The organism is Streptomyces eurythermus (genome assembly GCF_014649115.1).
In the GTDB taxonomy this organism is placed as follows: domain Bacteria; phylum Actinomycetota; class Actinomycetes; order Streptomycetales; family Streptomycetaceae; genus Streptomyces; species Streptomyces eurythermus.
Map to the genome: position 1 here is coordinate 364144 of NZ_BMSK01000006.1, position 26987 is coordinate 391130.

The following is a 26987-nucleotide window of genomic DNA, read 5'->3' on the forward strand; positions in this document are numbered from 1 at the left end:
CGTCCACTGTAGGCGCTTTGTCCGGAACCGCCGGATGGTCTTCTTTACACCGGGGCCGGCCGGGCAGGTCCCGGTTCCGCGTGGGGCCGTACCAGTCGCCGGAACGCCCGCGCCGCCGGGGAGAGGTCCCCCGCCTCCGGGCCGGCGGGGGAGAAGGCCAGTGCCAGCGTCCGGTGCAGAGGAGGGTGCAGCGGGCGGGCCACGACGGCACCCTCGGTGTTCTGCCACGCCCCTCGGCCGAGCGTCGGCGCGATGCTGACACCGAGTCCGCTGCCCACCATCGTGACGATCGCCGACAGTTCGGCCGCCTCGAAGGCGATGTCCAGTTCGACCCCCGCTTCCCGGGCCGCGTGCCGGACCAGGGGGCGGCAGCCGCCGGTGGAGAGGATGAACGGCTCCTTCGCCAGGGCGGACACCGGTACGGCCGGGGCGTCCGCCAGGGGATGGCCCGCCGGAAGCAGAGCCACCATCTCGTCCGAGCCCAGTCCCACCACGTCCAGTCCCGGGGCCGGCAGCGTCACCACCCCGGCCTCGACGGCCCCCCGCTCCAGCCAGGCCCGTACGTCCCGGTCGAAACCCTCCAGCAGCCGGACCCGCACCCGCGGGTGGCGGTCGGTGAACTCCGCGATCCGGGGCGCCAGCAGGGCGCCCGTGGCGGTCGGCAGCGAGGCCAGCCGCAGTTCACCCGTCACCTCGCCGGTGGCCGCCGCCACTTCGGTGCGCACCAGGTCGAAGTGGCGCACCGCCTCGCGCGCGTGCGCGACCGCGCGCCGGCCGGGCTCGGTCAGCCGGACGCCGTCACGGCCCCGGACGACCAGCCGGGTTCCGAGTTCGCTCTCCAGGGAGGCGACCGCACGGCTGACCGCGGGCTGGGAGATCCCCATCCGTTCCGCCGCCGCGGTGAAACCGCCGTGGTCCACCACGGCCAGCAGGACGCGCAGTTGTGAGAGACGCATCACACTTCCCCAGAGGTGTCGGCCGGTCACCAGCGATCATGCCGGGACGGGCATGCGCGCATAACGCCACCATTATTTGCCCGCCGGTACGGCATGGCAGAAGGGTGTCGGCATCCGACGTCAGACGTCAGACATCGACATCCCCCCGACCGATCGTCGTCAGGAGTCCCGCCATGACCACCGCGCCCACCGCGGTCCGCCGCGCCGCCGTCGAGGTCGACGGCCTGCCCGCCTCCTACCTGACCGCCGGCGGCGAAGACGCCCCGGCCGTCCTGCTCCTGCACGGCACCTACTGGAGCCGGGTCTGGCTGCCGGTGCTCGGGGACCTGGCCGCCGCCGGCCTGCGGCCGATCGCCGTCGACCTGCCCGGCCTGGGACGCTCGGCCGGCGAGCTGACGGTGGAGACCGCCGCGGTGCCGGCCCTGGCCTCCTGGGTCGTCCGGTTCGCCGCCGCCCTCGCGCTGCCCGGGCCGCTGCGGGTGGCGGGGCACGACATCGGTGGCGCCGTCGCCCAGCACCTGCTCGCGGGTGAGGGCGCGGAGGTGGAGCGGATGGCACTGGTGAACTCGGTGAGCTACGACTCCTGGCCGGTCCCGGCCGTGGCCCGGTTCCGCGATCCGGCCGTACGGGCGGCCGTCACCCCGCAGGAGCTGCTGGACTCGCGCCGGACCGCCCTCACGGCCGCGCTGGGCCGCCCGGCCGAGGAGGCCGAGATCACCGAGTACCTTCAGCCGTGGACCGACCCCCGCACCGCCCGCTCGTGGCTGTGCCTGGCCGCCGCCGCGGACAACCGCCACACCCTGACCGCGCTCCCGGCGCTCACGGCGTCGACCGCGCCGAAGCTGCTGGTGTGGGGCGAGGAGGACCGGTTCCAGCCGATCGCCTACGCCGAGCGGTTCGTCACGGAGATCCCGCACAGCACCCTGGTCCGGATCCCCGGCGCGGGTCACATCCCGATGGAGAACGACGCCCCCGCCGTGGCCCGCGCCCTGGCCCGGTTCTTCCTCGGCTGAGCCGCACCGACGGCAGGCCGGTTTCCCCGGGCCGGCGTCGTCAGACGAAGAAGGCGTTCATGCCGGGCACGTCCGAGAGGTAGGTCTCGATGCTCGCGATCCGGCCGTCACGCAGACGGCAGACGGTGGAGAGGTGTTCGTCCAGCCGGAGATCGCCCCGCCGGGCGGTGTTGTGCAGGGACAGCGCCATGTTCTCCCGGCTGACCAGGATGTGCAGCAGCCGGAAGTCGAGACCGTAGGAAGCGATCTTCCGGGCGCGTTCCACGACGGCGTCGGCGCCCACGGCCGTACCGGAGATGGTGTTGTCGCCGGGCAGCGTCCAGGTCGCGTCGTCGGTGAGCAGGGACCGGATGCCGTCCCAGTCACCGGCGGCGAGGAAGGCGTGGAACCGCGTGCCGAGCTGGTGCGCGGCCTGGTACGGGTCCTCGTACGGGGGCATGGTTCCTCCACGGAAGAGTGGCTAAAGCAGCGATCTTTGCGTTAGTCAGCGTAGGCGGCCCGCTGGCTAAAGCACAACTCTTTGCTTTAAGCTGGGAGGGTGCCCGCCAAAAGCAAAGACATCCGTCCCGGAGGCAGAAGTGCCCGGGTGCGTACCGCCGTCCACCGCGCGGTGGTGGAACTCGTCCACGAAGTCGGCGCCGACAAGGTGACCATCCCCGCGGTGGCGCGCCGCGCCGGTGTCAATCCCAGTTCCGTGTACCGCCGTTGGGGCACGGCCTCCGCCCTCCTCGCGGACGTCGCCGACCGGCGTCAGGACGAGGAGGCGCCCGAGCTGGTCGGTGATCTCCGCAAGGACCTGGAGCGGGTGGCGGTCTGGACGCTCGAGGACCTGTCCCGGCCGGGCGGTGTGGCGTTCTTCCGCGCGGACGTGGCGCCGGACGTGGATGAGCGCCGGGCCGGTCTGCGCGCCTGCCTGGAGCGGGTCAGCGCTCGCTTCCGGGTGCCGCTGGACGCCGCCGCCGAGCGCGGCGAGGGGGCGCCCCCGCTGGAGCGGGTACTCGACCGGGTGGTCGCCCCCCTCTATTTCCGGGTCGTGTTCTCGGTCCCGGGAACGGACGAGCGGTACGCGCGCGACCTGGTCGCCGAACTGTGCGCCTCCGGTCCGGACGCCCCGGGTGATCGAGGTCGCCGCTGACCTCCGGTTCCGGTGGTCGAAGTATCGGACGTGCGCGATCTGTTGACACTCTTCGGGTGCTTCCTATCATCAGACCTTGTCCGCTGGTGCGATCAATATCCGAAATATCGAACCAAGCTTGCCGGATGTTGTTGTCATGCGCATGACTAACTGGTCCATGTGCCGGTGGTGGGACGCCGCCGGCCCCCGACTCCCCCAGGAGACCGCTCATGTCTGTGACACCGGCCCGCTCCGGGCGGGCCAGGCCGCTCGCCCTGCTGGCCCTCGTGCTGGCCCTGGCCACGGCCCTGCTCGGCGGCCGCGCCTCCGCCGAGGGCGACGCCGTGACCGCCGGCTCGCTGCCCTGTGACCTGTACGCGGCCGGCGGCACCCCCTGCGCGGCGGCGCACAGCACCACCCGCGCCCTGTACTCCGCGTACAGCGGCCGTCTCTACCAGGTCAAACGCGCCTCCGACGGCGCCACGCGGGACATCGGCGCGCTCGGCGCGGGCGGCTACGCCGACGCCGCCGCGCAGGACTCCTTCTGCGCGGGCACGAGCTGCCTGATCACCGTCATCTACGACCAGTCCGGCCGCGGCAACCACCTCACCCAGGCGCCCCCCGGCGGCTTCCAGGGCCCCGCCGCCGGCGGCTACGACAACCTCGCCGAGGCGTCCGCCGCACCGGTCACCGTCGGCGGCCACAAGGCGTACGGCGTCTTCATCGCCCCCGGCACCGGCTACCGGAACAACAACACCAACGGGATCGCGACCGGGGACCAGCCGGAAGGCATGTACGCGCTCCTCGACGGCAGCCACTACAACAGCGGTTGCTGCTTCGACTACGGCAACGCCGAGACCAACAGCCGGGACAACGGCAACGGCACGATGGAGACCATCTACTTCGGCAACAGCAAGGCCTGGGGCTACGGCACCGGCAACGGCCCCTGGGTCATGGCCGACCTCGAGAACGGCCTGTTCTCCGGGGTCAACCGCGGCTACAACGCCAACGACCCCAGCGTCGCCCACCGGTTCCTCACCGCCGTCGTCAAGGGCGGCCCCAACCACTGGGCGATCCGGGCCGGCAACGCCCAGTCGGGCGGCCTGACCACCTACTACGACGGACCGCGCCCCAACGCCTCGGGCTACAACCCGATGAAGAAGGAAGGGGCCATCATCCTCGGCATCGGCGGTGACAACAGCAACAGTTCCGCCGGGACCTTCTACGAGGGCGTGATGACGTCCGGCTACCCGTCCGACGCCACCGGGAACGCCGTACAGGCCAACATCAACGCGGCCGGGTACGCCGCCTCCCCTCCGGCGGGCGCGCCCGCCGTGGGTTCCAGGGTCTCGCTGCGGGCCACCACCTCCTGCTGCACCGCCGACTACCTCCGGCACAACACGGCCGACAACAACGCCGCCATCGGCGCGGTCTCCTCGTCCAGTCCGTCCGCCGACAAGGCCGCCGCGACCTGGATCGTGCGCGCCGGCCTGGGCGACGCCTCGTGCGTCTCCTTCGAGTCCGCCGACAAGCCGGGGCAGTACCTGCGCCACTACGACTTCCGGCTGCGCGTCGACACCATCGACAGCAGCGCGCTGGCCAGGCTGGACGCCACGTTCTGCCCACAGCCGAGCCACAACGGCCAGGGCGTGTCCCTCCGGTCCGCCAACTATCCCGGCGACTTCGTGCGCCACTACGAGTACGGCGCCTATGTCGCGAGCCACGGCGGCTCCCACGCCTGGGACAGCGCCACCGCCTGGGCCGACGACACGAGCTGGGTCGTCACCTCCCCCTGGGCCTGACGCCCGTCACGCGACACCCGCACTCCGGCCGTGCCACCCGCCCGGTGGCACGGCCGCCTTGTGCCGCCGCACGGATCTCCACCAGGCGAAAGTTTCGCTTATCCGCCACATTGGCCGGAAAATCTCCGTCCCGCTCATTGTGGGTGCCGCGACGCGTTCCTAGCATGGGAGCGCTCCCATACCCTTCCGCCCGCCTCCTCGGTCCTCGGAGGTCCCATGCGCCCGGACCGACCGCCCCGCCACCGCCCCGCACCGCTGACGGCCACCGCCCTGGCCGGGACCGTGGACCCGGCCGGTGCCACCCTGCAAGAGGCCCGCCCCGCCATCGCCTCCGGCCCCGCCGCTCCGGCCTGCGGCAGGCCCTGAGGGCGTGGGCGTGGGCGTGCCGCCGAGGCGACGGCCGGTCCCCTCCGTCCCCGGGGGACCGGCCGTCCGTGTCCGTGGCGCGTCGTCAGGCGTCGCTCACCGGTGGAACAGGGCGAACGGGACGGCGTCGGCCAGGGCCTGGTACCCGGCCGGGTTGAGGTGGAGGTGGTCACCGGTGTCGTAGGCCGGCCGCAGTCGGCCGGGGGCGTCCGGGTCGCGGACCGCGCGGTCGAAGTCGATGACGGCGTCGAACCCGCCGCCGGTGCGGATCCACTGGTTGACCTGCTGCCGGGCCGACTCGTGGGCGCCGGCCGGATCGTCGTAGCCGTTGCCGCCGAAGGGGGTGAGGGTGGCGCCGTAGACCTCGATGCCCTGCGCGTGGGCACGGGTGACGATCTGCCGGTAGGCGCCGATGAGTTCGTCCGCGATCCGCCGCGCGTCCGCCGGGGAGGTGCCGGCGGTGCCGATGTCGTTGACGCCCTCGAAGACGATGAGCCGGTCGGCGCCGCTCCGGGAGAGGACGTCACGGTCCAGCCGGGCCAGGGCGTTCGGGCCCAGCCCGTCCCGCAGGACGCGGTTGCCGCCCGCCGCCTCGTTGATGACAGCGATGTCCGCCGTGCCGGGGCGGGACGCCAGCCGTGACCGCAGCCGGTCCGGCCAGCGGTCGTTGCCGTTGGTCGTGGATCCGCGGCCGTCGCTGAGCGAGTCGCCGAGGACGACGGTGGCGGAGGCGGTCCGCCGCGACCACACCTCCAGCCCGTTCAGGAAGTACCAGTGGTCGACGGCCGTGGCGCCGGGCAGGTCCGCGTCGTCCAGGTGGTCGCCGGCGAGCAGGTGGGACGTCGTGCGGGATCCGGGGTGCGAGGTGATGGCGGTGGAGGCCTGGCCGTGTGCGAGGTACAGCGTCACGGTGAGGTTGCTGCCCGGCGCCACGTCGAAGTCCAGCGGATCACTGACGGCCTGTGCGCCCTGCGGGATGTCGAAGCCCGGCTGTCCGCCGAAGGTCACCCGCCGGGAGCTGCCCGGCACGATCGCGCCGACGCCCGCCCTGCCGTCGGCCGGGCGGGCGACGGAGACGGCGGTGACGGGCAGGTCGGCGCCGCCGAAGGCGTTGGACAGGCGCAGCCGTATGCGCTTGCCGCCCGGCCCGACGTGCACGGTCTGCCGCAGGGTGGCGTTGTCGAACACGCGGTCGCTCTGGGTGAACGGTGCCGGGGGCATGTTGCCCGGCTCGGTCAGCTGGGGCATGGACGCCCAGGTGTCCGTCCACTGCCCGCTCCCGGTCGTCACGGCCGCGGGCCGCGCGGGAGCGGCTCCAGCGCTTCGCGGGCCGTCCGCGCCGGACGACGCGTGAGGGGAGAGGCCCACCGTGGCGGCGATCGCCGCGGCGGCGGCCACGAATGACGCTGCTCGCTTCATGAGAGAGGTTCCTCCGACTGGTCTGGTTGCTGGGGCTGGTGGGTGTCAGGCCCGCTTCGCCACGGCGTGTGCGGCCGTGCCGGATCCGGGTTCCGGGCCGGAGACCGCCGCCACCACGGCGTCCGCCTCCGCGTCCGGTTCGGGCAGGAACAGGCCGAGGCCCGTGTAGACGACGAGCGAGGTGACCAGCGGGGTGACGACCACCGTGGTCTGCGAGGCGTCGTCCAGGCCGTACTTGACGAAGAAGTAGCCGCCGAGACCGAGCGCCCACGACGTGAGGGCCGCCCGGGGGCCGCAGCGGCGGAACGCGGGCAGCAGCCCGAGCAGCATCGGAATGGAGATCGGGCCCATGACGGCCGCGACCATGCCGACGATGATGCCGAGGACTCCGCCGAAGTGGTCGGCCTCGATGGCCACGACCATGGAGACGGTGATGAAGGCGACCGTGACCACCCGCGCCGCCCGCAGACCGCGCGCGGTGCTCACCTCGCGGAAGCCGGGCAGGACGGCGGGCAGGATGTCCCGGGTGACCACCGCCGAGATGGCGTTCGCGTCCGAGGAGGCCATGGCCATGGTGTGCGAGAACATGCCCGCCAGGGTCAGCCCCACCAGGCCCACGGGCAGATACGACCGTGCCATCAGGGCGTACGTCTGCTGCGGGTCGGCGATGTGCGGCATGAGCACCGGCGCGGCGACCGCCGGCAGCAGCAGTACGGCCGGCCACACCAGGTAGAGGGCCGCCGACAGCCCGGCCGAACGGCGGGCGGAGCGCGGGGAGTCGGTGGCCATGTACCGCTGGGCCAGGTTCCACATGCCGCCGTTGTACTCGAAGAGCTTCACGACGACGTACGCGGTCAGGAAGCCCGCCGTGTACGGGCCGACGAGGGGGTCGGTGTGCCCGGCCGGCAGCCGGTGCCAGAGGGTGCCGAGGCCGGAGACGCCGCCGAGCCGGTCGAGGACGACCCACATCATCGACAGCGCGGCCACGCCCTGGATGACGAACTGCCCGAACTCGGTGAGCGCGTCCGCCCACAGCCCGCCGACCGTGCAGTACAGCAGGGTGACGACGCCGGTCAGCAGGATTCCGTTGGTCATCGACATACCGGTGAAGACCTTCAGCAGCACGGCCACCGACGCCCACTTGGCGGCCACGTCGAAGACCTTGAGCAGGGCGCCGCTCCACGCCAGCGCCTGCTGGGTGGGCAGGTTGTAGCGGCGCACCAGGTACTCCAGCGGGGAGGCGACCTGGTAGCGCTCGCGCAGCCGGTTCCACCGGGGCGCGAAGAGCCAGGCGCCGACACCGGTGCCCAGGGCGAGCGGCAGGAAGGCCCAGACGTAGACGGTGATGCCGTAGTCGTAGGCGACCGCGGCGTACGCGACGAAGACGGCGGCGCTGTAGCCGGACATGTGGTGCGAGATGCCGGTCAGCCACCAGGGCATCCGTCCGCCGCCGGTGAAGTAGTCGGACACGTCGTCGACGCGCCGGTGCGACCACAGGCCGATCAGGAGCATCACCAGGAAGTAGGCGCCTACGGCGGCCCAGTCGAGCCAGTGCATGGGAGGACCTTCTTGTCGTGAACGGCGGGCAGGCGTACGGACGTCGCGAACGGCGGGCAGGCGTACGGACGTCGAGGCGGACCGGGCGGGACGGGCCGGGGTCCGCCGGGGGTCACCAGCGCGGTGACTTCTTCTCGTACGACGGGTCCAGTCGGCGCATGTACCCGGTGTCGTCCCGGTTGCGCAGGCCGCAGCGCAGGTACTGCTCGTGCAGCCGGGCCAGCGCGTCCCGGTCCAGTTCCACGCCGAGGCCGGGGGAGCGGGGGACGGCGACCGCGCCGGCGCGGAAGCCGAGCATGCCCGGGACGATCACGTCCTCCGCCGGGTCCTTCCACGGCCAGTGCGTGTCGCAGGCGTACGTGAGGTTCTCGGTGGCGGCGGCCAGGTGTGTCATCGCGGCCAGACTGATGCCGAGATGGGAGTTGGAGTGCATGGACAGCCCCATGCCGAAGGTGGCGCAGATCCCGGCGAGCAGCTTGGAGCGGTGCAGGCCGCCCCAGTAGTGGTGGTCGGACAGGACGACCCCGACCGCGTCGTCGCGCACCGCGGAGGGCAGTTCGTCGAAGGCGACCACGCACATGTTGGTGGCCAGCGGCATCGGGGCCTCCCGGGCGACCCGGGCCATGCCCTCCTGGCCGGGGGTCGGGTCCTCCAGGTACTCCAGGACGCCTTCCAGCCGGCGGGCCACCTTCAGTGAAGTCTCCACGGTCCAGGCGGCGTTGGGGTCCAGACGCAGTGGGATGCCGGGAAACGCCCGGCGGAGCGCGAGAACCGCCTCCACCTCCTGCTCGGGCGGCATCACACCGCCCTTGAGCTTGATCGCCCCGAAGCCGAACCGCTCCACCATGCGCCGCGCCTGCGCCACGATGCCGTCCGGATCCAGGGCGGGTCCCCACTCGTCGGGCTCGTGTCCGGGATGCGCGGCCCACTTGTAGAACAGGTAGGCACTGAACGGGACTTCGTCTCGGACGGCACCGCCGAGCAGATCGCTGACGGGGCGGCCGGCGGCACGGCCCTGGATGTCCAGGCAGGCCACCTCGAACGGGGAGAAGACCCGGTCGACCGTGCTGCTGGTGGTGATCATGCCGGTCAGGCCGTGGCCGTCACCGCCCCGGTCGTCGCCGATCAGCTCGGCGATCCGGCGGCGCATCGCACCGAGGGCGTGGACGTCCATGCCGGTGAGGGCGCCGGCCGCCGAGCGCAGCCGGCGCAGGTGACCCTCGTCGGCGTAGGTCTCGCCCAGACCGGTGATGCCCTGATCCGTCGTCACCTCGATCACGGCGCGCAGTGCGTAGGGTTCGTGGACGCCGACGGCGTTGAGCAGGGCGGGGTCCTTGAACGCCACCGGAGTGATGTCGACGCGGCTGATCCGCAGGGCCTCGCTCATCGGATCGCCGCCCCCCTCGCGATGATCCCCTCCAGTTCGGCGAGATGCCCGGGCGTCGGATCGGTCAGCGGTGGGCGCACGCCTCCCACGTCGAGACCGCGCAGCCGGACGGCCGCCTTGACCAGGGCCACCGCATAGCCGGGCACGCGTTCGCGCAGCGCGATGAGCGGGTGGAAGAAGCCGGCCAGCAGCCGCTGGACCAGCTCGTCGTCGCCGGTGGCGAGGGCGCGGTGGAAGGCGAGAGCCGTCTCGGGGGCGAAGCAGAACACCGCCGACGAATACAGGTCCACGCCGATGCCGCGGTAGGCGAGTTGGGTCCCCTCGGCGGTGGGCATCCCGTTGAAGAACTGGAACTCCCGTCCGCCGGTGGCCGGGTCCGCCCGGACGGCGGTCACGATCCGGGCGAGCAGCTCCAGGTCGCCGGTGCCGTCCTTCAGGCCCACCACCCGTGGCAGGCGGGCCACTTCGACGGCCGCCGGGACGTCGAACCTGGCGGTGCCGCGCTGGTAGACGATCACCGGCAGGGAGCAGGCGGCGACGACCTCGCGCACATAGGCGACCAGCCCGGCGGGTGGCCCCGCGACCAGGTACGGCGGCATCAGCAGCAGTCCGTCGGCACCGGCCTCCTCGGCGGCCCGCGCGTACTGCCGGGCCAGGGGCAACGGCCCGCCGGCGCCCGCGAACACGGGCACCCGGCCGGCCGCCACGCGCACCGCCGTGCGCACCACGGAGGCGAACTCCGCCAGGTCCAGCGCGTGGAACTCCCCGGTCCCGCAGGCGGCGAAGACACCACCGGCTCCGGACTCGATCCCCGCTCTGAGATGGTCCGAAAGTTTCGCCGTGTCTATCGAACCATCTTCCGTGAACGGGGTGACGGGAAAGAAGAGAATGCCCTTCAGCACGCTGACCTCATCCGGTGACTGTCACATATGTGAATGGCCGTCATGATGACGAATGGTGGGAGGGAATGTATGGTCAGCCGCCAAGCCGGGTCAAGGTGTGTGCAGCGCCTGTGTGGCCTGTCGAGTGAAGAGTCTGACCAGCCGTCCGGGGTGTGGCCGGTCGAATGGCTGGCGAAAGTTTCGAAGGCGTCCGTGTGTCAAGTGAACGGCCAGTGGGTGCCGTTCGCGCCGGGGGCGGGCAGGGGGGCGGGCGCCCGTGTTCCGGACAGGGCCGGCGAGTAGCCCCCATTTGTCAATCTATATGCTCTTTACCTCTCATGGGTGATAGTCGCGTCATGTCGGTTTTCCGCACATCAGGGCGGGGATTGGCCCGACAGAGGGACAGCTCGGACAAGCCCGGTGTCCCCGCCGAGAGACTCGCCGAGGAGACGACTCGATGAGAATCGGAGAAAAGCGCCGGTTCCGGCGAGATCCCCTGAAGTACATCGACATCCTCCGTCGCCGCAGCGAGACGGACGTGTTCCGGCTTCCCCACGGCGGCTATTGCGTCAGGGACGCGGATCTGGCGCAGACGCTGCTGCGCAGCCCGGAATACCACACGGGAAAGTCGGGATTCTTCAACGAACTGCTGCCCACGCGAGACGCGCAGGTCGAAGTCGGCCACGCGGTACGGAACTTCCTGCGCGCGGGCCTGCCGCGATACCGCGCCGAGCTGACCTTGGCGGTGACCGCGCTCCCGGCGGTCAGCCGCTGGCCCGCCGCCGGCAACGCGCTGGTGCACCGATGCCTGGCCGATCTGCTGCTGCACCCCCAAAGCCCGGTCAGGACAAGCGGGTTGACCGATCGGGCGATGCACGGGGGAGTGGTGTTCCACGCACCGCGGGCCTGGCAGCGAGCGCGGGCGGAGTTCCCGCGGGCCCGGCTGCTCGCCGCCCTGACCGAGGAGGTGCGACACCGCCGGCAACACCCCGCCGACGACCCCCGTGATGTGCTGGACGCCCTGCTCGGCGTCTGCCCTCCCGCCGAGGTGACCGACCGGACGCTGGCCGAGCTGCACTGGCTGATGTACCGGGCGATCGTGGTGCCCATCAGCGCCTCGCTGGCATGGTCGGTGCTGCTGGGCTGCCTGCGCCACACCTCGGACGAGCCGTGGCCCTGGCCCGCCGACCAGGTCGTACGGGAGGCGCTCCGGCACCGCCCGGTACCTTGGCTGCTCGGCCGCACCGTCCCGCACGCCGTCGAACTGGGTGGCGTCGCCTTCCGGCCCGGCGACCTCCTCTCCGCCTGCCCGTACCTGATGCACCACGAGGAGGGCCGGTGGACCGCCCCCGAGGAGTTCCGGCCCGAACGCTGGGCGGAGCCCGGCGAACACGGCTCCTACGTACCGTTCGGCGCGGGCCCCTACATCTGTGCCGGTGCCGCGGTGGCGCAGGCGCTGCTGACCGAGTCGCTGACCGCGCTCATCCGTGACGCCCGCCTGACCGTCACCGGCGGCGACACCCGCGCGGTCGTCTCCGAAGGCAATGTTCCGCGACCGTTCGTCCTCCACCGCACCCCACGCCACGGGGGAACCGGACACGACAGGGAAGGGAGGTGAGCAGTCATGGCCGCATCGATGCGACGCATCTTCAGCAACAAGCCCGCCCGCCGCTGGTACTGGTACTGAGCACCAGGGCAAGGGAGGCCCGGAAGCCGGCCCCGGCTTCCGGGCCGTCCCGGACCCGTCGGGGAGGCGTCAACCGCACAAGCGCCCGTCCGGCTTCGGGCCCCCTCCAGTCATCTCGCGGTGGGTTCGAGCGGGGTGCGCAGAGCGAGGAGGGCGACGTCGTCGTCGTTGTCTTCGGGACGGACCCGGCGCAGGAGGTGGTCGGTGAAGGCCGCCAAGGGGCGGTGGGCAAGAGCGGCGGCGTGCTGGCGCAGCCGCCCCAGGCCCTCGTCCAGGGAGTGACCGGCTGATTCGATGAGGCCGTCGGTGTACAGCAGGAGGGTGGATCCGGGGGGTAGCACGAGGGTGGCGTCGGGGCGGGATTCGCGGACTCCGGTGCCCAGGAGGATGCCGTGGCCGTCGGTGAGGTAGTGGGTGAGGCCGTTTCGGGTGATGAGCAGGGGCGGTGGGTGGCCGGCGTTGGTCCAGCACAATTCCCAGTGGCCGTTGCCGGTGGTGTCGAGGCGGGCGAAGATCATGGTGGCCATGGGCACGTTGGTGATGTGTGTGACGGCCTCGTCGAGCCGCTCGACGACACGGCTGGGCGGATCTTTCCGGGACCAGGCGTAGGCGCGGAGCATGTTGCGTACCTGGGCCATGCCGGCGGCGGCTTCCAGGTCGTGGCCTACGACGTCCCCGATGGTCAGGGCGGTGGCATTGTCGGACAGGCGGAAGGCGTCGTACCAGTCGCCGCCGACCTGGGAGGCGTCGGGTGCGGGCAGGTAGCGGGCGATCATCTGCGGCCCGCCCAGGCTGGGCAGCCGGGGCAGCAGGTGGTTCTGCATGGTCTCGGCGACCTTGCGCTGACGCTGGTAGAGGCGAGCGTTGTCCACGGCGAGCGCGGCGCGGCGTGCGATGTCCTCGATCAGAGGGAGGTCCGCGGTGGTGAAGTCGCCCGTCTGGTCGGCGCGGCCCAGCGTGAGGGCCCCCAGAACCTCCCGGGCACTGCGGAGGGGGACGATGGCGGCGGAGCGGATGCCGGTCGCCTCGAACAGGCGCCGCTGTTCGACCGCGATGCCGGAATCCGGAGTCCGCCGGTAGGTCTCGGGGCCGGCCACGGTGGAGGCCACTCCGCGCAGTGCTCTGGACAAGGGCATGGGCGATTGCTCCGGCACCGGGGGCATGGGCCCTTCGAGTTCCTCGTGGCGTTTCAGGGTATGGCCGTCGGCATGGGCCACGGTGTTGCGCCATACCTCGTCACCCTCTGTGATCAGGTCGATGATCACCCAGTCCGCCAGCCGAGGTACGACAAGCCCCACGAGCCGGCGCAGGGCCTCTTGGACATCCAGGGTGGAGGTCAGCTGTGTGGTGGTCTCTGCCAGCAGGGCCAGACGCTCGAGCTCTGTCAGCGGCTGCGGCCGCGGGACGGGCCCGGGGTGTTGCCGGTCGTCCGCCGGTTGCCGGTCGGTGTGGAAGACGACGAGGGTGGCGGCTTCCGAGCCCTGGATGTCGTAGGGGGTGATCAGCCATGAGACCGGCAGCAGGGAGTCGTCGCCTCGCGAGAACCAGTCCCCTGCCGCCTGCGCCGGATTGCTGGCGTGGAACGCCTGCCGCATGCTGCATCTGCTGGTCGGCATCGGCTGGCCGTGGGCGTCGCGGTGCAGCAGATCGTGCGCGTCCCGCCCGACCATCTCCTCGGCCGGCCGGGCCAGCAGTCGTTCGGCGCGTGCGTTGACCGCGATGATGCACCCCTTGTCGTCCACTACGTACGCCGCCGCGCCGATGGCGGCCAGTGCCCCCGCCAGCGCGGTGTCCCCCGGTCCAGGGGACCGCTGGTCGGCACTCCTGGTGCGCCCTGCCTCCACCACCGTGTGCCTCCTCCGTGATCGCCGGTCGTGCCGTGTGCTCGCCCCCTTCCCGAGTGCCCAGATCCACGGGTAAGCGGGCCTTCCCCTGTGCCCGCCGTCTCGAGTGGCACATGTGCCGGACTGCCGGGTACTCGGCCGGGGACGGCACAGGAGGGCCTGGTGCCGGCAGGAGGTGACGCACGGCGGAGGCGAACAAGGGGTACGGCGAGTGCTCGCCCGTGTCCGCGAGCCCGGCGAGTACACCGACCGGGGCCGGGCCGCCACGCTCACCGAAGCCGTGCCCGGCGTGCCGGCACAGTGGGACACGGCCTGTCCTGCATTGGATCCGGGACGCGCTTGTCAGAGCCTTTGATCTTCATGACTCATCGAAGGCCGCGCTCGGCGACAAGACCATTCCACGGCGCGGGAAGGCCACCCGGAGCCAAGGACGACCACTGACGGCGTTGGCGCAGCGGCCGGCGGCGGGAACTGTGGTTCTACGGCCGAGGGGGTCGGGGCGACGGGGGAGCGGGCGGGTCGGTGCCTGATGGGCGGGCGGGCAAGGGCGAACGGTGACCAGCTGTCGGACCGGTCCGCCGTCGGCCGTGGGACGGCCGCGGCGGTGCCGTCCGCCTCGACCGCGGCCCGGTGGTGGCAGAGGGCCGGTCGATCGCTTCCGCACGTGGTCGTCGGCGGCGTCGGTCAGGTCGTTCCTCGTCACCTCGAAGGGGACGCGTACGCGGTCGAGGCGTCCCCCGCCACCTTCCGTCTGCCCGGGGCGACGAAGACCACCCGGGCGCTCGCGCCGTTCGCCGTCCTCCGGTCACAAGGAACTCGCCACCATCTCCAGCATGACCTCGTTCGTCCCTCCGTAGATCCGCTGCACCCGCAGATCGTCACGCATCCGCACGAGCGGGAACTCCGGGTCGTGTGCGGCGGTTTCCCCGAGGGCGTCCAGGCAGCGGTCGATGATGTGGCCCGTCGTCTCCGTGCACCAGATCTTCGCCATCGACGCCGTCGCCGTGTCCAGCTCCCCGTTCAGTGCCTGCTCCACGCAGTCGTCGAGGAAGGACTCGGCCACCCGCGCCTGCGTCGCGCAGCGGGCGATCTCGAAGCGGACGTGCTGCTGTGCGAAGAGCCCGGCCTCCCGGGCCCGGTCCAGCGTCACGTCCACCGCGCGCCGTGCCGCCGCCACCGCCTCGGCCGCGATGATCAGCCGTTCGCGCGGCAACTGCCGCATGAGCATGAGGAATCCGGCGCCCTCCCGGCCGAGCAGGTTCTCCGCCGGCACCAGCGCGTCCTGGAAGTACAGCGGCGCGGTGTCGGAGGTGTGCTGGCCGAGTTTGGCCAGCCGCCGGCCCCGCCGCAGCCCGGGGGTGCGATCGGCCTCCACCACCAGCAGCGACATGCCGCGGGTCCCGGCGCCCGGGTCGGTGCGGACCGCGGTGACGATCAGATCGGCACTGGAGCCGTTGGTGATGAACATCTTGCTGCCGTCGACCCGGTAGCCGTCGTCCCCGCGCACCGCCGTCGTGCGGATCCCGCGCAGATCGGACCCGGCGTCGGGCTCGGTGAGGGCCAGTGCGCCGACCAGGTCGCCCGAGCACATCCCGGGCAGCCAGCGGAGCTTCTGCTCCGGAGTGCCGTACTGCTCGATGTACTGGGCCACCACCCCGCTGTGCATGGAGTTCCCGAAACCGTGCTCGCCCACCCGCACCTGCTCCTGGAAGATCACCAGATCGTGGGCGAGGGTCCCGCCACCGCCCCCGTACCGCTCGGCCACGGAGGCGCCGAGCAGGCCCAGTGAGCCCGCCTTGCGCCAGAAGTCCTTCTCCACACCGCCCCGGCGCTCCCATTCGGCCCGCCGGGGCACGGCCTCGTCGGTGAAGAAGGAACGGGCGAGTTCACGGACCGCAAGTACGTCATCGGTCATCCAGCGGCGAACGTTCTGAGCCACGTTGTGTGCCACTCCTCCAAGGTCCGCCGGTCTCGGGGCCGTCGGCCACGGCGTTGCAGGCCGAGCGGCCGCACGCCTCCGGCCACGGACATCGACCACACCATCAAACACCGCCATTCCCAAGCGAGTTGGCGACCAGTCACGCCTGGCCGAAAGAACCCGGTGGTCGGCAGGGGACGTTGTGGCGCCCGATCACGGTTGTTACAGTGCCGCCGTCTCTGGTCGAGATACGGGGGTGATCGGTTATGCCGTCTTCCGCAGCCGTGATCGAGCGGGATCTGTTGCAGTTTCTCGAAACTGTCGCACGAGAGAGTGTCCGCGGCCCGGACGACGATCTTTTCGCCGGGGGTTATCTCAACTCGCTGGGCGCTCTGGAACTCGTCGCCTTCCTCGAAGGTCAGTATGGGATAGCGGTCGAGGTGGAAGACCTCGATCTGGACAACTTCCGGTCGGTGACCAGGATTGTCGACTTCGTCCTGGCGAAACGTTCTTCCCGTGAACAGGGTGGCACACCGGGGGCCGCCGCCGCGGCCCCGGGCGGGGGCGGGCGGTGACCGAGCGCCTGCCCCGCACCGAACCGAACGACTTCACCGAAGGGATCCGGCAGGCCGCGGCGGAGTGGGACACGGCCGGAGGACCGCCCCGGGACATGGCGGAGCGGATGGCCAAGGCCGGTCTCCTCGGCGCCGACCTGCCCGCCGGCTACGGCGGCTCCGCCCGCTCCGCACTCCAGCTCGGCGAACTGACCGCCGCGCTCGGCGCCGTGTGCACCTCGCTGCGCAGCCTGCTCACCGTGCAGACCATGGTGGCCGCCGCCGTGCTGCGCTGGGGCACCGAGGAACAGCGGCACACCTGGCTGCCCGCCCTGGCCTCGGGCGAGCGGATCGCGGGCCTCGCCGTCACCGAGGCGGACGCGGGAAGCGACCTGAACGCCGTCCGGACCACCATCGAGCGCGACGGCGACCGGCTGCGGATCAGCGGACACAAGCTCTGGGTGACCTACGGCGAGTGGGCCGACGTCCTGCTGGTCCTGGGCCGCGACGGCGACCGCCCGACCGCCGTCCTGGTTGAGACCGACCGCCCCGGAGTGGAACGGGAACCGGTCTCCGGCCAGCTCGGGCTGCGCGGCGCCCGGATCGCGCACATCCGGCTCCGGGACGTGGAGGTGCCGGCCGGAAACCTGGTCGCGCCACCGGGGTTCGGCCTCTCCCACGTGATCGGCACGGCACTGGACCACGGCAGGTTCACGGTCGCCTGGGGATGCGTCGGCATGGCGGGCGCGTGCCTCGACGAGGCCGCCGGCCATGTGCTGACCCGCCGTCAGAACGGTGTCGCGCTCGCTGAACACGAGCTGGTCCGGGCGAAGATCGCCGAGATGCACCTGGCCGCGGAATCGGCCCGGGCGCTGGCCGAGCGGGCGGCCCGGCTGCGCGACCACCGCGCCCCGGACGCGGCCTCGGCGACGTTCGCCGCGAAATACGCCGCCGCCCGCGCGGCGGCCTTGGTCAGCCAGGACGCGGTGCAGCTCCAGGGCGCCGCCGGATGCGCACCCGACAGCCTGGCCCAGCGGTTCTTCCGGGACGCCAAGGTCATGCAGATCATCGAGGGCGCCGACGAGGTGGCCCTGCTGCGGGTCGCCGAGCACGTCCTGGGCGGACGCCGGGCCCGGACCGCCCCCGGGCGGAACCCGGCCGGGAACGAGGCGGCACGATGAGCGCGTACGCCGGCACGCGGGCCGGGATACGCATCGGGCCCGTCCACTTCTGGCACCCCGAACACACCCTGGCCGTCACCGACCTGCCCGAGCGGGCCACCCTGCCCGAGGCACGCGACCGGCAGTTGCTCGCGCTCGGCATCGACCGGGTGCGCGTCGCCGGCGGACTGACCGAGACCGACCTCGCCGAGCGCGCCGCGCTGGGCGCGCTCGCCGACTCCGGCACCGACCCCGCCGACCTGGACGGGCTGCTGCTCGTGCAGGGCCGGGCCCCGGAATACCTCATGGCCTCCGAGGCCACCCGGCTCCAGCACCGGATCGGCGCCACCCGCGCGCTGACCCTCGGCGTCGGCGACCTGGGGTGTGTGTCCAGCAGCGCCGCCATCGAGATCGGCGCCGCGCTGCTGCGCGGCCGGGGCGGACCCGGGCGCATCCTCGTCGCGATGGGCGTGCGGGCCGCGGCCACCGCCCGGTACCGCCCGCCGATGACGGTCCTGGGCGACTGCGGCGCCGCTTTCCTGCTCACCACGGGCGACGACGACAGCGGCGGCGCGCTGTCCATCGCGGGCGGCGCCACCGGCGGCGGTGCGCCGTACCCCTCGGACGGTGACACCGTCGGAGCCGCCCCGTACACCAACGGGAGTGGCCCGTCCGTCGTGGGCGGTACCCCGTACACCAGGGGGAGTGGTGGCCCGTACACCCCCGGCGACGACACCGCCGGCCGAGCCCCGCGCCCCGCGGCCGGCCGGACCGCCCGTTACCGGCTGCTCGGCCAGGAGCTGCGCAGCGACGGCCGCTACGCCGATCTGTTCCGCATCCGCTACCGCGAGCTGCCGCCCGAGCGGTGGGCCGAGGAGTGCGCGGACGAGAACGCGTACTCCTTCCAGCTCGCCATCGAAAGCCGCAACCGGCTGCGAGACCTCAACGCCGAACTGCTGCGGCGGTGCGCGACCACACAGGACGAACTGGCCGCCGTGGTCATGCAGAACCTGTCCATGGGCGCGTTCGCCTTCTGGCAGGACGCCCTGGGACTGAAGATCGCCGACGTCTGCCGCGACAACCTGGCCGGCCACGGCCATCTCGGCCCGGCGGACGTGCTGATGAACCTGGAGAGCCTGGCTCCGTCCGTGCCCGCCGGCGGCAAGGTGCTGGTGATGAACAGCAGCCCCGTCGCCGCCTGGTGCACCGCGCTCGTGGAGCGGCTGCCCGACTGAGCACGGGGACCCGCCGGTACGACGGCCCGCGCCCCGGGCCGTCCGCCCGGGGCCGCCCCGCGCCACCGAACCGGAAGGACGCAGATGACCGCGGCCGTTGGCCTTCCCACCGTCAAATGCCTGGTGTGGGACCTGGACGACACCCTGTGGGACGGGGTGGTGCTCGAAGGCGACCGGCCCAGGCCGTTCGCCGCCGCCCTGCGCACCCTGGACACCCTCGACAGCCGCGGCATCCTGCACGCGGTGGCCAGCCGGGGCGAGCGCGACGTCGCCGAACGCTGGCTGAAGGAATGCGGTCTGGCGGACCGCTTCGTCGCCCTGGAGATCGGCTGGGGCGCGAAATCCGACGCCGTGGCCGCCGTGGCCGAGACCCTCGGCATCGGCATCGACACCCTCGCCTTCATCGACAACGATGCCTTCGAACGCGGCGAGGTCGCCGCGGCCCACCCCACGGTGCGCTGCTACCCGGCCGACCAGGTGGGCGTCCTGCCCGACCTGGACGACTTCCGGCCGCCGTTCGTCACCCCCGAGTCCCGCCAGCGCCGCGCCATGTACCAGGCCGAGCAGCGCCGCAGGGCCGCCGAGGAGTCCACGAGCGGCTCCCCGGCGGAGTTCCTCGCCTCCCTCAGGCTGACCCTGACCGTGCGCCGCGCCCGCCCCGGCGACCTGGAGCGCGCCCACGAACTGACGGTGCGCACCCACCAGCTCAACAGCACGGGCCTGACCTTCTCCCTGGAGGAACTGCGGGACCTCGCCGCCTCACCCCGGCACGAGGTGCTGGTCGCCCGGCTCACCGACCGGTTCGGCTCCTACGGCACCATCGGGCTGGCCGTCAGCGACCTGCTGGACGGCGAACAGCGGCTGCGGCTGCTGCTCATGTCCTGCCGCGTGCTCTCCCGGGGCATGGGCCGGGTCCTGATCGGACACATCGTGGAGCGGGCCCGCGCCGCCGGCCGGGTGCCGCGCGCCGAGTTCGTCTCCACCGCGCACAACCGGATCACGCTCGTCACGCTCGGCTTCGCCGGCTTCGTCCCGGTCGTGCGTGACGGCGACCGGATGCTGCTCGAACACCGCCCGGACCGCGGCGAGGCCGGCTCCCCGCACGTGCGGATCATCGACGAGGACACGGACCCGGCGGGCCCGGCCGGCACCGAGGAAGGGGAGGGGAGCACCACGTGAGCGAGATCGACACCGCCGAGCTGACCGAGCTGGTGCGCCGCACCGTGGCCGAGGCCGTCGGCCGCGCGGACGACGAGATCGGCGACGACGACACCCTGGTGGGCCTCGGCCTGGACTCGCTGCGGGCCCTGGAACTCGCCGCCCGGCTGGAAAAACGCCTGGGCGCACGCCTCGACCCATGGCTGCTGCTCGACCGCGAGACCGTCGCCGAGGCGGCCGAGGGCATCGCCGAGCAACTGCGCGCGGACGGCACCGGCCGGGCGGAACCGGAGCCGGGCGGCGCCGCGACCGCCGGCGGCCGGCGCGAACTGTCCGACGGTGAACGCAGACTGTGGTTCCTGTACCAGCTGGCCGAGGACTCCTCGGGCTACCTGCTCTCCTGCGGGCTGCGCCTGCGCGGACCGCTGGACCCGCCCGCCCTCCAGGCCGCGTTCGCCGCCGTCGTCACCCGCCACCACCCGCTGCGCACCCGCTACGCGGAAGGCCCGGACGGCGAACCCGTCGCCGAGACCATGCCCCCGCCCGCCCCCTTCCCGCTGCCCGTCACCGACCTGCGTGACCGCGCGGACCGCGAGCAGGCGGTCCGGGCCGCCGCCGAGGAGGACCGCCACACCCCGTTCGACCTCGGCGCGGGCCTGCCGCTGCGGGCCCGGCTGCTGCGCACCGCCGACGACGAGCACGTCCTGCTGCTGGCGATGCACCACATCGCCTTCGACGCCTGGTCCACGGCCGTACTGCTGCGCGAGCTGACCACCGCCTACCGCGCGCACCGCGAGGGCACCGACCCCCTGGCCGCGCTGCCCCGCCTGGAGGAGGGCTACGACGCCTTCGCCCGGGCCCAGCGCCGCGGCTCGGTGCTGCGCAGGTCCCGTCTGGCCTGGTGGCAGCGCTACCTGGAGGGGGCACCACCGCGCATCGACCTGCCCGGCGACACCGACGGCGCCGCCCCGCACGCCGGCACCCACGGCTTCGACCTGCCGACCGACCTCGTCGCCCGGCTGAAGGAGTTCTCCGTCGGCGAGGGCAACACCCTCTACACCACGCTCCTCGCCGGATTCCTCGCCCTGCTGCGGGCCCGCGGCGCCGGCGCCGACCTGGTGGCCGGCACGCCCGTGACCGGCCGCGTCACCCACGCCTACCAGCAGCTCATCGGGCTGTTCGTGAACACCGCCGTGGTCCGCGCCGACCTGTCGGGCACACCCACCGTGCGCCAGACCGTCGACCGCGTCCGGGCCGCGGTACTGGGCGTGCGCGACCACCAGGAGCCGTTCAGCGAGATCGTGCGCGCCGTCAACCCGCCCCGGGTGCCCGGACGCAACCCCCTGTTCCAGGTCATGTTCGACATGCACAGCCTGCCCATCGACCTGCTCGATCTGCCCGGGGTCACCGTGTCCTCGCTCGACGGCCGGCCGGTGTCCCTCAACACCGTCGAGGCGGCCGGCGAGGAGGCCAAGTTCGACCTCACCCTCACCGTCGAGGACCGCGGCGAACGGGTGCTGTGCGCGCTGGAGTACGAGGCCTCGCGCTTCAGCCGCCACTGGGCCGAGGAGTTCGCCGCCGACTACGCCCGGCTGCTCGGCGCCTGGGCCCGGGACCCGGACCAGCCCCTCGCCGCCACCCTGCCCGCCGCCGCGTCCGCCGCGCCGCCCTCGGTCCTGACCGGGCCGGCCGAACCCCTGGACGACCTCGCCGCCCACCGGCTCGTCGAGGACCACGCCGCCAGGCACCCGGACGACCCCGCCGTCCGCGACGGGCACGAGGAGCTGACCTACGGCGCACTCGACACCCGCGCACAGGCACTCGCCCACACCCTGCGCCGGGAGGGCGTACGCCCCGGCACCGTGGTCGGCCTGCTCCTGCCGAAGTCCGCGAGCCTGGTCACGGCCGCCCTCGCGGTGTGGAAGGCGGGCGGCGCCCATCTCACCCTCGACCCGCGCTACCCGGCCGAACGACTGCGGGCCATGCTCACCGAGTCCGGCTGCCGGCTCGTCGTCGGCGACCCGGGCCTCGTACCGGAACTCGCCGACGCGGCCCGCTTCCTCCCCGCGGCACCGCCACCCAGGGACACCGACCGCACCGGCGACACCGACGGCGCCGATGGCACCAGCGACACCGACCGCATCGGCGGCACCGGTGACCATCTGCCCGGTCCGCCCGGCGAGGAGGCGGACCGCACCGCCTACGTCGTGTTCACCTCCGGCTCGACCGGACGGCCCAAGGGCGTCGCCGTCACCCACCGCGCGCTGCTGAACAACTTCCGCGCCTGGAGCGCCGCCTACCACCTCGACCAGGTCCGCGCCCACCTGCAGATGGCCGGCTCGTCCTTCGACGTCTTCCACGCCGACCTGGTGCGCGCGCTGTGCTCCGGGGCCTGCCTGGTGCTCTGCCCGCAGGACGCGCTGCTCGACCCGCCCGCACTGCTGCGGCTGCTGCGGGAGAACCGGATCGGCTTCGCCGAGTTCGTGCCCGTCGTCCTCCAGGGACTGCTCGAACACCTGGAGGAACAGGACGCCGACCTGTCGTTCCTGCGCGCCCTCGCCGTCGGCTCCGACGCCTGGCCGGCCGGCGCCCACCGCCGCCTGCTGCGCCGCATGGCCCCGGACGCCGTCCTCGCCAACTCCTACGGCCTGGCCGAGGCCACCGTGGACAGCGCCCTGTTCACCGGCGACCCGGCCGGCCGGACCGACGAACAGCAGGTGCCCATCGGCCGCCCGCTGCGCAACACCCGCCTGTATGTGCTCGGCGAGGACCTGCGTCCGGTGCCGCGGGGCACCCCCGGCGAACTGTGGGTGGCCGGCGCGGGCGTGACCGCCGGATACCTGGGCCGGCCCGACGAGACCGCCCGGCGCTACCTGCCCGACACCGTCGCCGGAGCGCCCGGCGAACGGATGTACCGCACCGGTGACCGGGCGGTGCTCCTCGACAGCGGCGACCTGGTGCTCCTCGGCCGGGTGGACCGCCAGCTCCAGGTGCGCGGGCTGCGGGTGGAACCGCAGGAGGTGGAAACGGTGCTGGCCGCCACCCCGGGCGTGCGCCGGGCCCTGGTGGTCGCCGACCCGCGCGGAGCCGCCGAGGGCCTGGTGGCCTACCTCGTGCGCGAACCGGGCGCCGACCCCGACCCGCGGCAGGCCGCGGCGATCGCCCGCCGTGCCCTGCCGGAACCCGCCTGCCCCGGCCACTACGCCGTCGTCGACACCCTGCCGCTCACCCCCAACGGCAAGCCCGACCTCGCGGCCCTGGCCCGGGTGCCCCTGGCCGCCGCCGGCGCGGGCGGCACCCGGACCGCCCCGCGCACCGACGCGGAGCGGTCCGTCGCCGCCGTGTGGCGCGAACTGCTGGAGACGGACGACATCGGCGCCGACGACGACTTCTTCGAACGCGGCGGACACTCCCTGCTGCTCACCCGCATGGTGGCCACCCTGCGGCGGCGGCACGGCGCCGCGCTCGCCCTGTCCGAGGTGTTCCGGCAGCCGACCGTGGCCGCCGTCGCCCGGCTGCTGGAACAGTCCGGCCGGGCGGCGCCGACGACGGTCCCAACGCGCCGCACGGCGGCCCGTACCACCGTCAGGATCGGCGCCGACGGCACCGTACTGGCGGCAGAGGACAGGTGAGCCCCGTGGACTCCGCACCCGCCCGGGAGGCGGCCGCCGAGGTGCTGCCCGCCACCTCCGCCCAGGAACGGCTGTGGTTCGAGGAGCAACTCGACCCCGAGCGCGCCCTCTACGCGGTGCCGTGCGTGCTGGAGCTCACCGGGCCCGTGGACCGGGAAGCGCTCGCCGCCGCCCTCACCCGGCTGGTGGCCCGGCACGAGGCCCTGCGCACCGGCCTGCTGCGCCAGGACGGCCGTCTGCTCCAGGTCGTCCTCGGCCCGGACCAGGTGCGCGCCGAACTGGCCTACGAGGACCTCGGCGGTGGCCTCGGTCCGACCGCTCTGGCTGACGAGGACCTCGGAGGTGATCCCGGCCCCGCCGCTCTGGCTGACGAGGATTCCGGCGGCCGCCCCGGCCCCACCGCCCGGGCGCTGGCGCGCGCCGAGCGGGAGTTCCGGCGGCCCTTCGTGCTGGCCCGGCCCCCGCTGCTGCGGGCGCTGCTGCTGCGCACCGGCGCGGACCGGCACGTGCTGGTGCTCACCGTCCACCACACCGTCTGCGACGGCGCCTCCGTCGCCGTCCTCGTCGACGGGCTGCTCGACGAGTACGCCCGGGTGCGGCGCGGCGAGCCGGCCGCCCCGCCCCCGGACGGTCCCGGGTTCGCGGACTGGGCCGCCTGGCAGGAGGAGCGGCTCGTCCCGGAGCGCGAACGGCTGCTGGCGCACTGGAAGAGCGCGCTGGCCGGCCTCAGCCCGCTCGCGCTGCCCACCGACCGGGAGCGGCCCGCGGCCCCGGACCACGAAGGGGCCGTCCGCCACACCGCGCTCGGCGGCGCCCGGCTCGCCGCCCTGCGCGCACTGTGCCGCGCGGAGGGTGTCGGCAGCGCCACCGGGCTGCTCGCCGCCGTCTGCGCGCTGCTGCACCGCCTCACCGGACAGCGGGACGTGTGCGTCGGCATGCCCGTCTCCCGGCGCGACGACCCCGCGCTCGCCGAGGTCGTCGGCATGCTGGTGAACACCGTGCCCGTACGCGTCGACCTGCCGGGGGAGACGACCTTCCGGGAGGCGCTGCGGCGCACCGGACGGGCCGTGGCCGACGCCGTCGCCCACGGCGACCTGCCGTTCGACGAGATCGTGCGGGCCGCCGACGTGCCCCGGGGCGCGGACACCCCGCTGTTCCGGGTGCTGGTCGGCCACGAGCGCGCCGGCGGCCCCCGCGCGGACGACACCGGGCCGGCCGTGCGCGAACTGCGCCCGCCGTTCCCCACCGCGCGCTACGACCTGTCGTACTACTTCACCGAGGACGCCGACGACGCCGCCCTGTCGGTGGAGTACCGCACCGCCCTGTTCGACCCCGACCGGGTCGAGCGGCTGCTCGGCCACTTCCGCACCCTGCTCACCGCCGCGCTCGCCGCCCCCGACCGCCCGCTCGCCGAGCTGCCCCTGCTCACCCCCGAGGAGGAACGCGAGACGGCAAGGCTCGCCACCGGCACCTGCGTGGCAGCGCAGCCGCCGGTCACCGGACAGATCGCGCACTGGGCCCGGCGCACCCCGGACGCCGTCGCGGTCGCCTGCGGCGGCACCCGGGTGACCTACGCGCGACTGACGGAGCGCGTGCGCCGGCTGGCCGCCCGGCTCCGGGCACTCGGCGCGGGCCCCGAACGGCCCGTCGTCGTCGCCGTACCGCGCTCCGCCGACCTGCCCGTCGCCCTGCTCGCCGTACTCGCCTCCGGATCGGCCTTCGTCCCCGTCGACCCCGGCCACCCGCCCGCCCACCTGGCGCGGGTGTGCGCCGACAGCGGCGCCCGGCTCGCCGTCACCACCACCGACGCGCGGCCCGCACTGCCCCGGGACGGCCTGCGTACGCTCCTGCTGGACGCCGAGGAGCCGCCGCCCGGGACACCGGAGCCGATCGCGGTGCCGGAACCCGGCCACCTCGCCTACGTGCTGTACACCTCCGGCTCCACCGGACGGCCCAAGGGCGTGATGATCGAACACCGGTCGCTCGCCGGACTGATGGCCGTGATGGACGAGGTGGACCCCATCGGCCCCGGCGACACCTGGCTCGCCACCTCCAGCGTCACCTTCGACGTGTGCCTGGCGGAACTCCTGTGGCCGCTCACCCGGGGTGCCACGGTGGCGGTGTCCGCCGCCGGCGTCGGGCGCCCGGGACTCGCCGCCGAACTGCGCCGCTTCGCGCCCACCCACCTCCAGGTCACGCCCTCGGCCGCCCGGCTGCTGCTCGCCGACCGCGACACCGCCGCCGGGCTGCGCGGCCTGCGCGCCCTGATCCTGGCCGGCGAACCCCTCACCGGGCCGCTGGTACGGGAGTTGGCCCGCGCCACCGACGCCCGGGTGCACAACCTGTACGGGCCCACCGAGGCCACCGTGTACGCCACCCACCACGCCGGCCCCGACCCGGAACAGGCCGCGGTGCCCATCGGCCGGCCCGTCGCCGGCGCGGTCGTCCAGGTCCTCGACGAGCGGGGCCGCCCCTGCCCGCCGGGCGTGCCCGGCGAGCTGTGGATCGGCGGCACCGGCGTCGCCCGCGGCTACCTGGGACAGCCGGAACTGACCCGGGAGCGGTTCACCGACGCCCCCGCCGCCGGCGGACGTGCCTACCGCACCGGGGACCTGGCCCGGCGCCGCACCGACGGGGTACTGGAGTTCCTCGGCCGCCTCGACCGCCAGGTGAAGGTGCGCGGCGCCCGGGTGGAGCCCGCCCAGGTGGAGCGGGCCCTGGAGGAGCACCCATGGGTACGGCAGGCCGTCGTCGCCCCGCGGACCGGGCCCGCCGGCATCACCGAACTGATCGCCTACGCGGTCCCCGCCGGCTGCGACGAGGCCGAGCTGCTCGCCCATCTGCGCGCCCGGCTCCCGCAGGCGATGGTGCCCGCCGCCGTGGTCGCCCTGGACCGGATCCCGCTCACCCGGAACGGCAAGACCGACTTCGCCGCCCTGCCCGAGCCGGCGGTACGGCGCCCCGCACCGGGCGACGGCCCGCCGCGCACCGACGCCCAGCGCGCCGTCGCCGCCCTGTGGGCCGAGGTACTGGGCCGTCCCGGCCCGGGGACCGACGCCGACTTCTTCGCCTCCGGCGGTGACTCCCTCAAACTCGTCGCCCTGTACGAACGGTTGGAGAGCCGTTGGCCGGGGGCGCTGCGGCTGGCCGAGCTGTTCGACCTGACCACGGTGGCGGCCCAGGCCGAGGCGGTGGAGCGGCGAGCACGCACGACACCGGCCGGGCCGGACGGTGCGGGATCGGATGGTGCCGGGTCGCGGAGGGTGGAGCTGTGACGGACCGGCCTCCCGCGCGAGCCGGGCGC

Annotated in this window: 19 protein-coding genes; 11 read left to right on the forward strand and 8 right to left on the reverse strand. The window is 73.4% G+C overall.

The genetic code is table 11. The features are described 5' to 3' along the window. Positions 1-44: 44 nt before the first annotated feature. Positions 45-956 (reverse strand): LysR family transcriptional regulator, encoded by a 912-nt coding sequence (locus tag IE251_RS14290; protein WP_189753283.1) that lies wholly within the window; start codon positions 954-956, stop codon positions 45-47. Positions 957-1129: 173 nt separating this feature from the next. Between IE251_RS14290 and IE251_RS14295 the strand changes: the two genes are divergently transcribed. Beyond that, complete coding sequence (locus tag IE251_RS14295) at positions 1130-1969, forward strand: alpha/beta fold hydrolase (protein ID WP_189753284.1); 840 nt, start codon at positions 1130-1132, stop codon at positions 1967-1969. 40 nt (positions 1970-2009) lie between these two features. Here IE251_RS14295 and IE251_RS14300 read toward each other — a convergent pair whose 3' ends face one another. Next, positions 2010-2408: a nuclear transport factor 2 family protein gene (locus IE251_RS14300; protein ID WP_189753285.1), complete on the reverse strand. Its 399-nt coding sequence runs from the start codon at positions 2406-2408 to the stop codon at positions 2010-2012. 147 nt (positions 2409-2555) lie between these two features. Between IE251_RS14300 and IE251_RS14305 the strand changes: the two genes are divergently transcribed. The 3 genes from IE251_RS14305 (at position 2556) to IE251_RS14315 (ending at position 5251) form a co-directional block, all read left to right on the forward strand. Then, entirely contained in the window at positions 2556-3104 is a 549-nt protein-coding gene (locus IE251_RS14305) for a TetR/AcrR family transcriptional regulator (RefSeq protein ID WP_229896753.1), read from the forward strand. Between the two features lie 209 nt (positions 3105-3313). Further along, a complete protein-coding gene (locus IE251_RS14310; RefSeq protein WP_189753287.1) occupies positions 3314-4885 on the forward strand; it encodes an alpha-L-arabinofuranosidase B in 1572 nt (523 codons plus the stop codon). 216 nt (positions 4886-5101) lie between these two features. Beyond that, positions 5102-5251: a hypothetical protein gene (locus IE251_RS14315; RefSeq protein ID WP_189753288.1), complete on the forward strand. Its 150-nt coding sequence runs from the start codon at positions 5102-5104 to the stop codon at positions 5249-5251. Positions 5252-5347: 96 nt separating this feature from the next. Here the strand turns inward: IE251_RS14315 and IE251_RS14320 are convergent, their stop codons facing one another. From IE251_RS14320 to IE251_RS14335, 4 genes are all read right to left on the reverse strand, one after another. Next, positions 5348-6670 (reverse strand): SGNH/GDSL hydrolase family protein, encoded by a 1323-nt coding sequence (locus tag IE251_RS14320; protein WP_189753289.1) that lies wholly within the window; start codon positions 6668-6670, stop codon positions 5348-5350. A 45-nt stretch (positions 6671-6715) separates the two neighbouring features. Next, entirely contained in the window at positions 6716-8227 is a 1512-nt protein-coding gene (locus tag IE251_RS14325; RefSeq protein WP_189753290.1) for a sodium:solute symporter family protein, read from the reverse strand. Between the two features lie 112 nt (positions 8228-8339). After that, on the reverse strand, positions 8340-9614 hold the full coding sequence (locus IE251_RS14330; RefSeq protein ID WP_189753291.1) for a glucarate dehydratase family protein: 1275 nt from the start codon (positions 9612-9614) through the stop codon (positions 8340-8342). After that, positions 9611-10516 (reverse strand): 5-dehydro-4-deoxyglucarate dehydratase, encoded by a 906-nt coding sequence (locus IE251_RS14335; RefSeq protein WP_189753292.1) that lies wholly within the window; start codon positions 10514-10516, stop codon positions 9611-9613. Before IE251_RS14335 ends, IE251_RS14330 begins: the two co-directional genes overlap by 4 nt. Before the next feature lie 436 nt (positions 10517-10952). Between IE251_RS14335 and IE251_RS14340 the strand changes: the two genes are divergently transcribed. Next, positions 10953-12113 carry a cytochrome P450 gene (locus IE251_RS14340; RefSeq protein ID WP_189753293.1) on the forward strand — a complete coding sequence of 387 codons (1161 nt, stop codon included), beginning with the start codon at positions 10953-10955 and terminating at the stop codon, positions 12111-12113. Between the two features lie 179 nt (positions 12114-12292). Here IE251_RS14340 and IE251_RS14345 read toward each other — a convergent pair whose 3' ends face one another. Both IE251_RS14345 and IE251_RS14350 read right to left on the reverse strand, forming a co-directional pair. After that, positions 12293-14029, reverse strand: a complete 1737-nt coding sequence (locus tag IE251_RS14345; protein WP_373301994.1) for a SpoIIE family protein phosphatase — start codon at positions 14027-14029, stop codon at positions 12293-12295. 802 nt (positions 14030-14831) lie between these two features. Beyond that, entirely contained in the window at positions 14832-15965 is a 1134-nt protein-coding gene (locus IE251_RS14350; RefSeq protein ID WP_229896754.1) for an acyl-CoA dehydrogenase family protein, read from the reverse strand. A 245-nt stretch (positions 15966-16210) separates the two neighbouring features. On the opposite strand from IE251_RS14350, the gene IE251_RS14355 reads away from it, so the two are divergent. The 6 genes from IE251_RS14355 (at position 16211) to IE251_RS14380 (ending at position 26958) form a co-directional block, all read left to right on the forward strand. Next, the gene (locus IE251_RS14355; RefSeq protein ID WP_189753294.1) at positions 16211-16519 is read left to right on the forward strand and encodes an acyl carrier protein; all 309 of its coding nucleotides are present in this window, start codon (positions 16211-16213) and stop codon (positions 16517-16519) included. Then, a complete protein-coding gene (locus tag IE251_RS14360; RefSeq protein ID WP_229896755.1) occupies positions 16516-17679 on the forward strand; it encodes an acyl-CoA dehydrogenase family protein in 1164 nt (387 codons plus the stop codon). Before IE251_RS14355 ends, IE251_RS14360 begins: the two co-directional genes overlap by 4 nt. Beyond that, a complete protein-coding gene (locus tag IE251_RS14365; protein ID WP_189753295.1) occupies positions 17676-18893 on the forward strand; it encodes a 3-oxoacyl-ACP synthase in 1218 nt (405 codons plus the stop codon). Before IE251_RS14360 ends, IE251_RS14365 begins: the two co-directional genes overlap by 4 nt. Positions 18894-18977: 84 nt before the next feature. Further along, on the forward strand, positions 18978-20072 hold the full coding sequence (locus IE251_RS14370; protein WP_189753296.1) for an HAD-IIIC family phosphatase: 1095 nt from the start codon (positions 18978-18980) through the stop codon (positions 20070-20072). Continuing rightward, complete coding sequence (locus IE251_RS14375) at positions 20069-23683, forward strand: non-ribosomal peptide synthetase (RefSeq protein WP_189753297.1); 3615 nt, start codon at positions 20069-20071, stop codon at positions 23681-23683. The genes IE251_RS14370 and IE251_RS14375 overlap by 4 nt, the downstream gene beginning before the upstream one ends. 5 nt (positions 23684-23688) lie before the next feature. Then, the gene (locus IE251_RS14380; protein ID WP_189753298.1) at positions 23689-26958 is read left to right on the forward strand and encodes a non-ribosomal peptide synthetase; all 3270 of its coding nucleotides are present in this window, start codon (positions 23689-23691) and stop codon (positions 26956-26958) included. The last annotated feature ends 29 nt before the right edge of the window (positions 26959-26987 follow it).

Excerpts from the sequence above, each read along its gene's own strand:
- IE251_RS14320 (WP_189753289.1), bottom strand. The coding sequence starts at position 6,670 with ATGAAGCGAGCAGCGTCATTCGTGGCCGCCGCCGCGGCGATCGCCGCC.
- IE251_RS14365 (WP_189753295.1), top strand. The coding sequence starts at position 17,676 with ATGAGCGCGTACGCCGGCACGCGGGCCGGGATACGCATCGGGCCCGTC.
- IE251_RS14300 (WP_189753285.1), bottom strand. The coding sequence starts at position 2,408 with ATGCCCCCGTACGAGGACCCGTACCAGGCCGCGCACCAGCTCGGCACG.
- IE251_RS14310 (WP_189753287.1), top strand. The coding sequence starts at position 3,314 with ATGTCTGTGACACCGGCCCGCTCCGGGCGGGCCAGGCCGCTCGCCCTG.
- IE251_RS14370 (WP_189753296.1), top strand. The coding sequence starts at position 18,978 with ATGACCGCGGCCGTTGGCCTTCCCACCGTCAAATGCCTGGTGTGGGAC.
- IE251_RS14295 (WP_189753284.1), top strand. The coding sequence starts at position 1,130 with ATGACCACCGCGCCCACCGCGGTCCGCCGCGCCGCCGTCGAGGTCGAC.
- IE251_RS14325 (WP_189753290.1), bottom strand. The coding sequence starts at position 8,227 with ATGCACTGGCTCGACTGGGCCGCCGTAGGCGCCTACTTCCTGGTGATG.
- IE251_RS14330 (WP_189753291.1), bottom strand. The coding sequence starts at position 9,614 with ATGAGCGAGGCCCTGCGGATCAGCCGCGTCGACATCACTCCGGTGGCG.
- IE251_RS14340 (WP_189753293.1), top strand. The coding sequence starts at position 10,953 with ATGAGAATCGGAGAAAAGCGCCGGTTCCGGCGAGATCCCCTGAAGTAC.
- IE251_RS14315 (WP_189753288.1), top strand. The coding sequence starts at position 5,102 with ATGCGCCCGGACCGACCGCCCCGCCACCGCCCCGCACCGCTGACGGCC.
- IE251_RS14355 (WP_189753294.1), top strand. The coding sequence starts at position 16,211 with ATGCCGTCTTCCGCAGCCGTGATCGAGCGGGATCTGTTGCAGTTTCTC.
- IE251_RS14290 (WP_189753283.1), bottom strand. The coding sequence starts at position 956 with ATGCGTCTCTCACAACTGCGCGTCCTGCTGGCCGTGGTGGACCACGGC.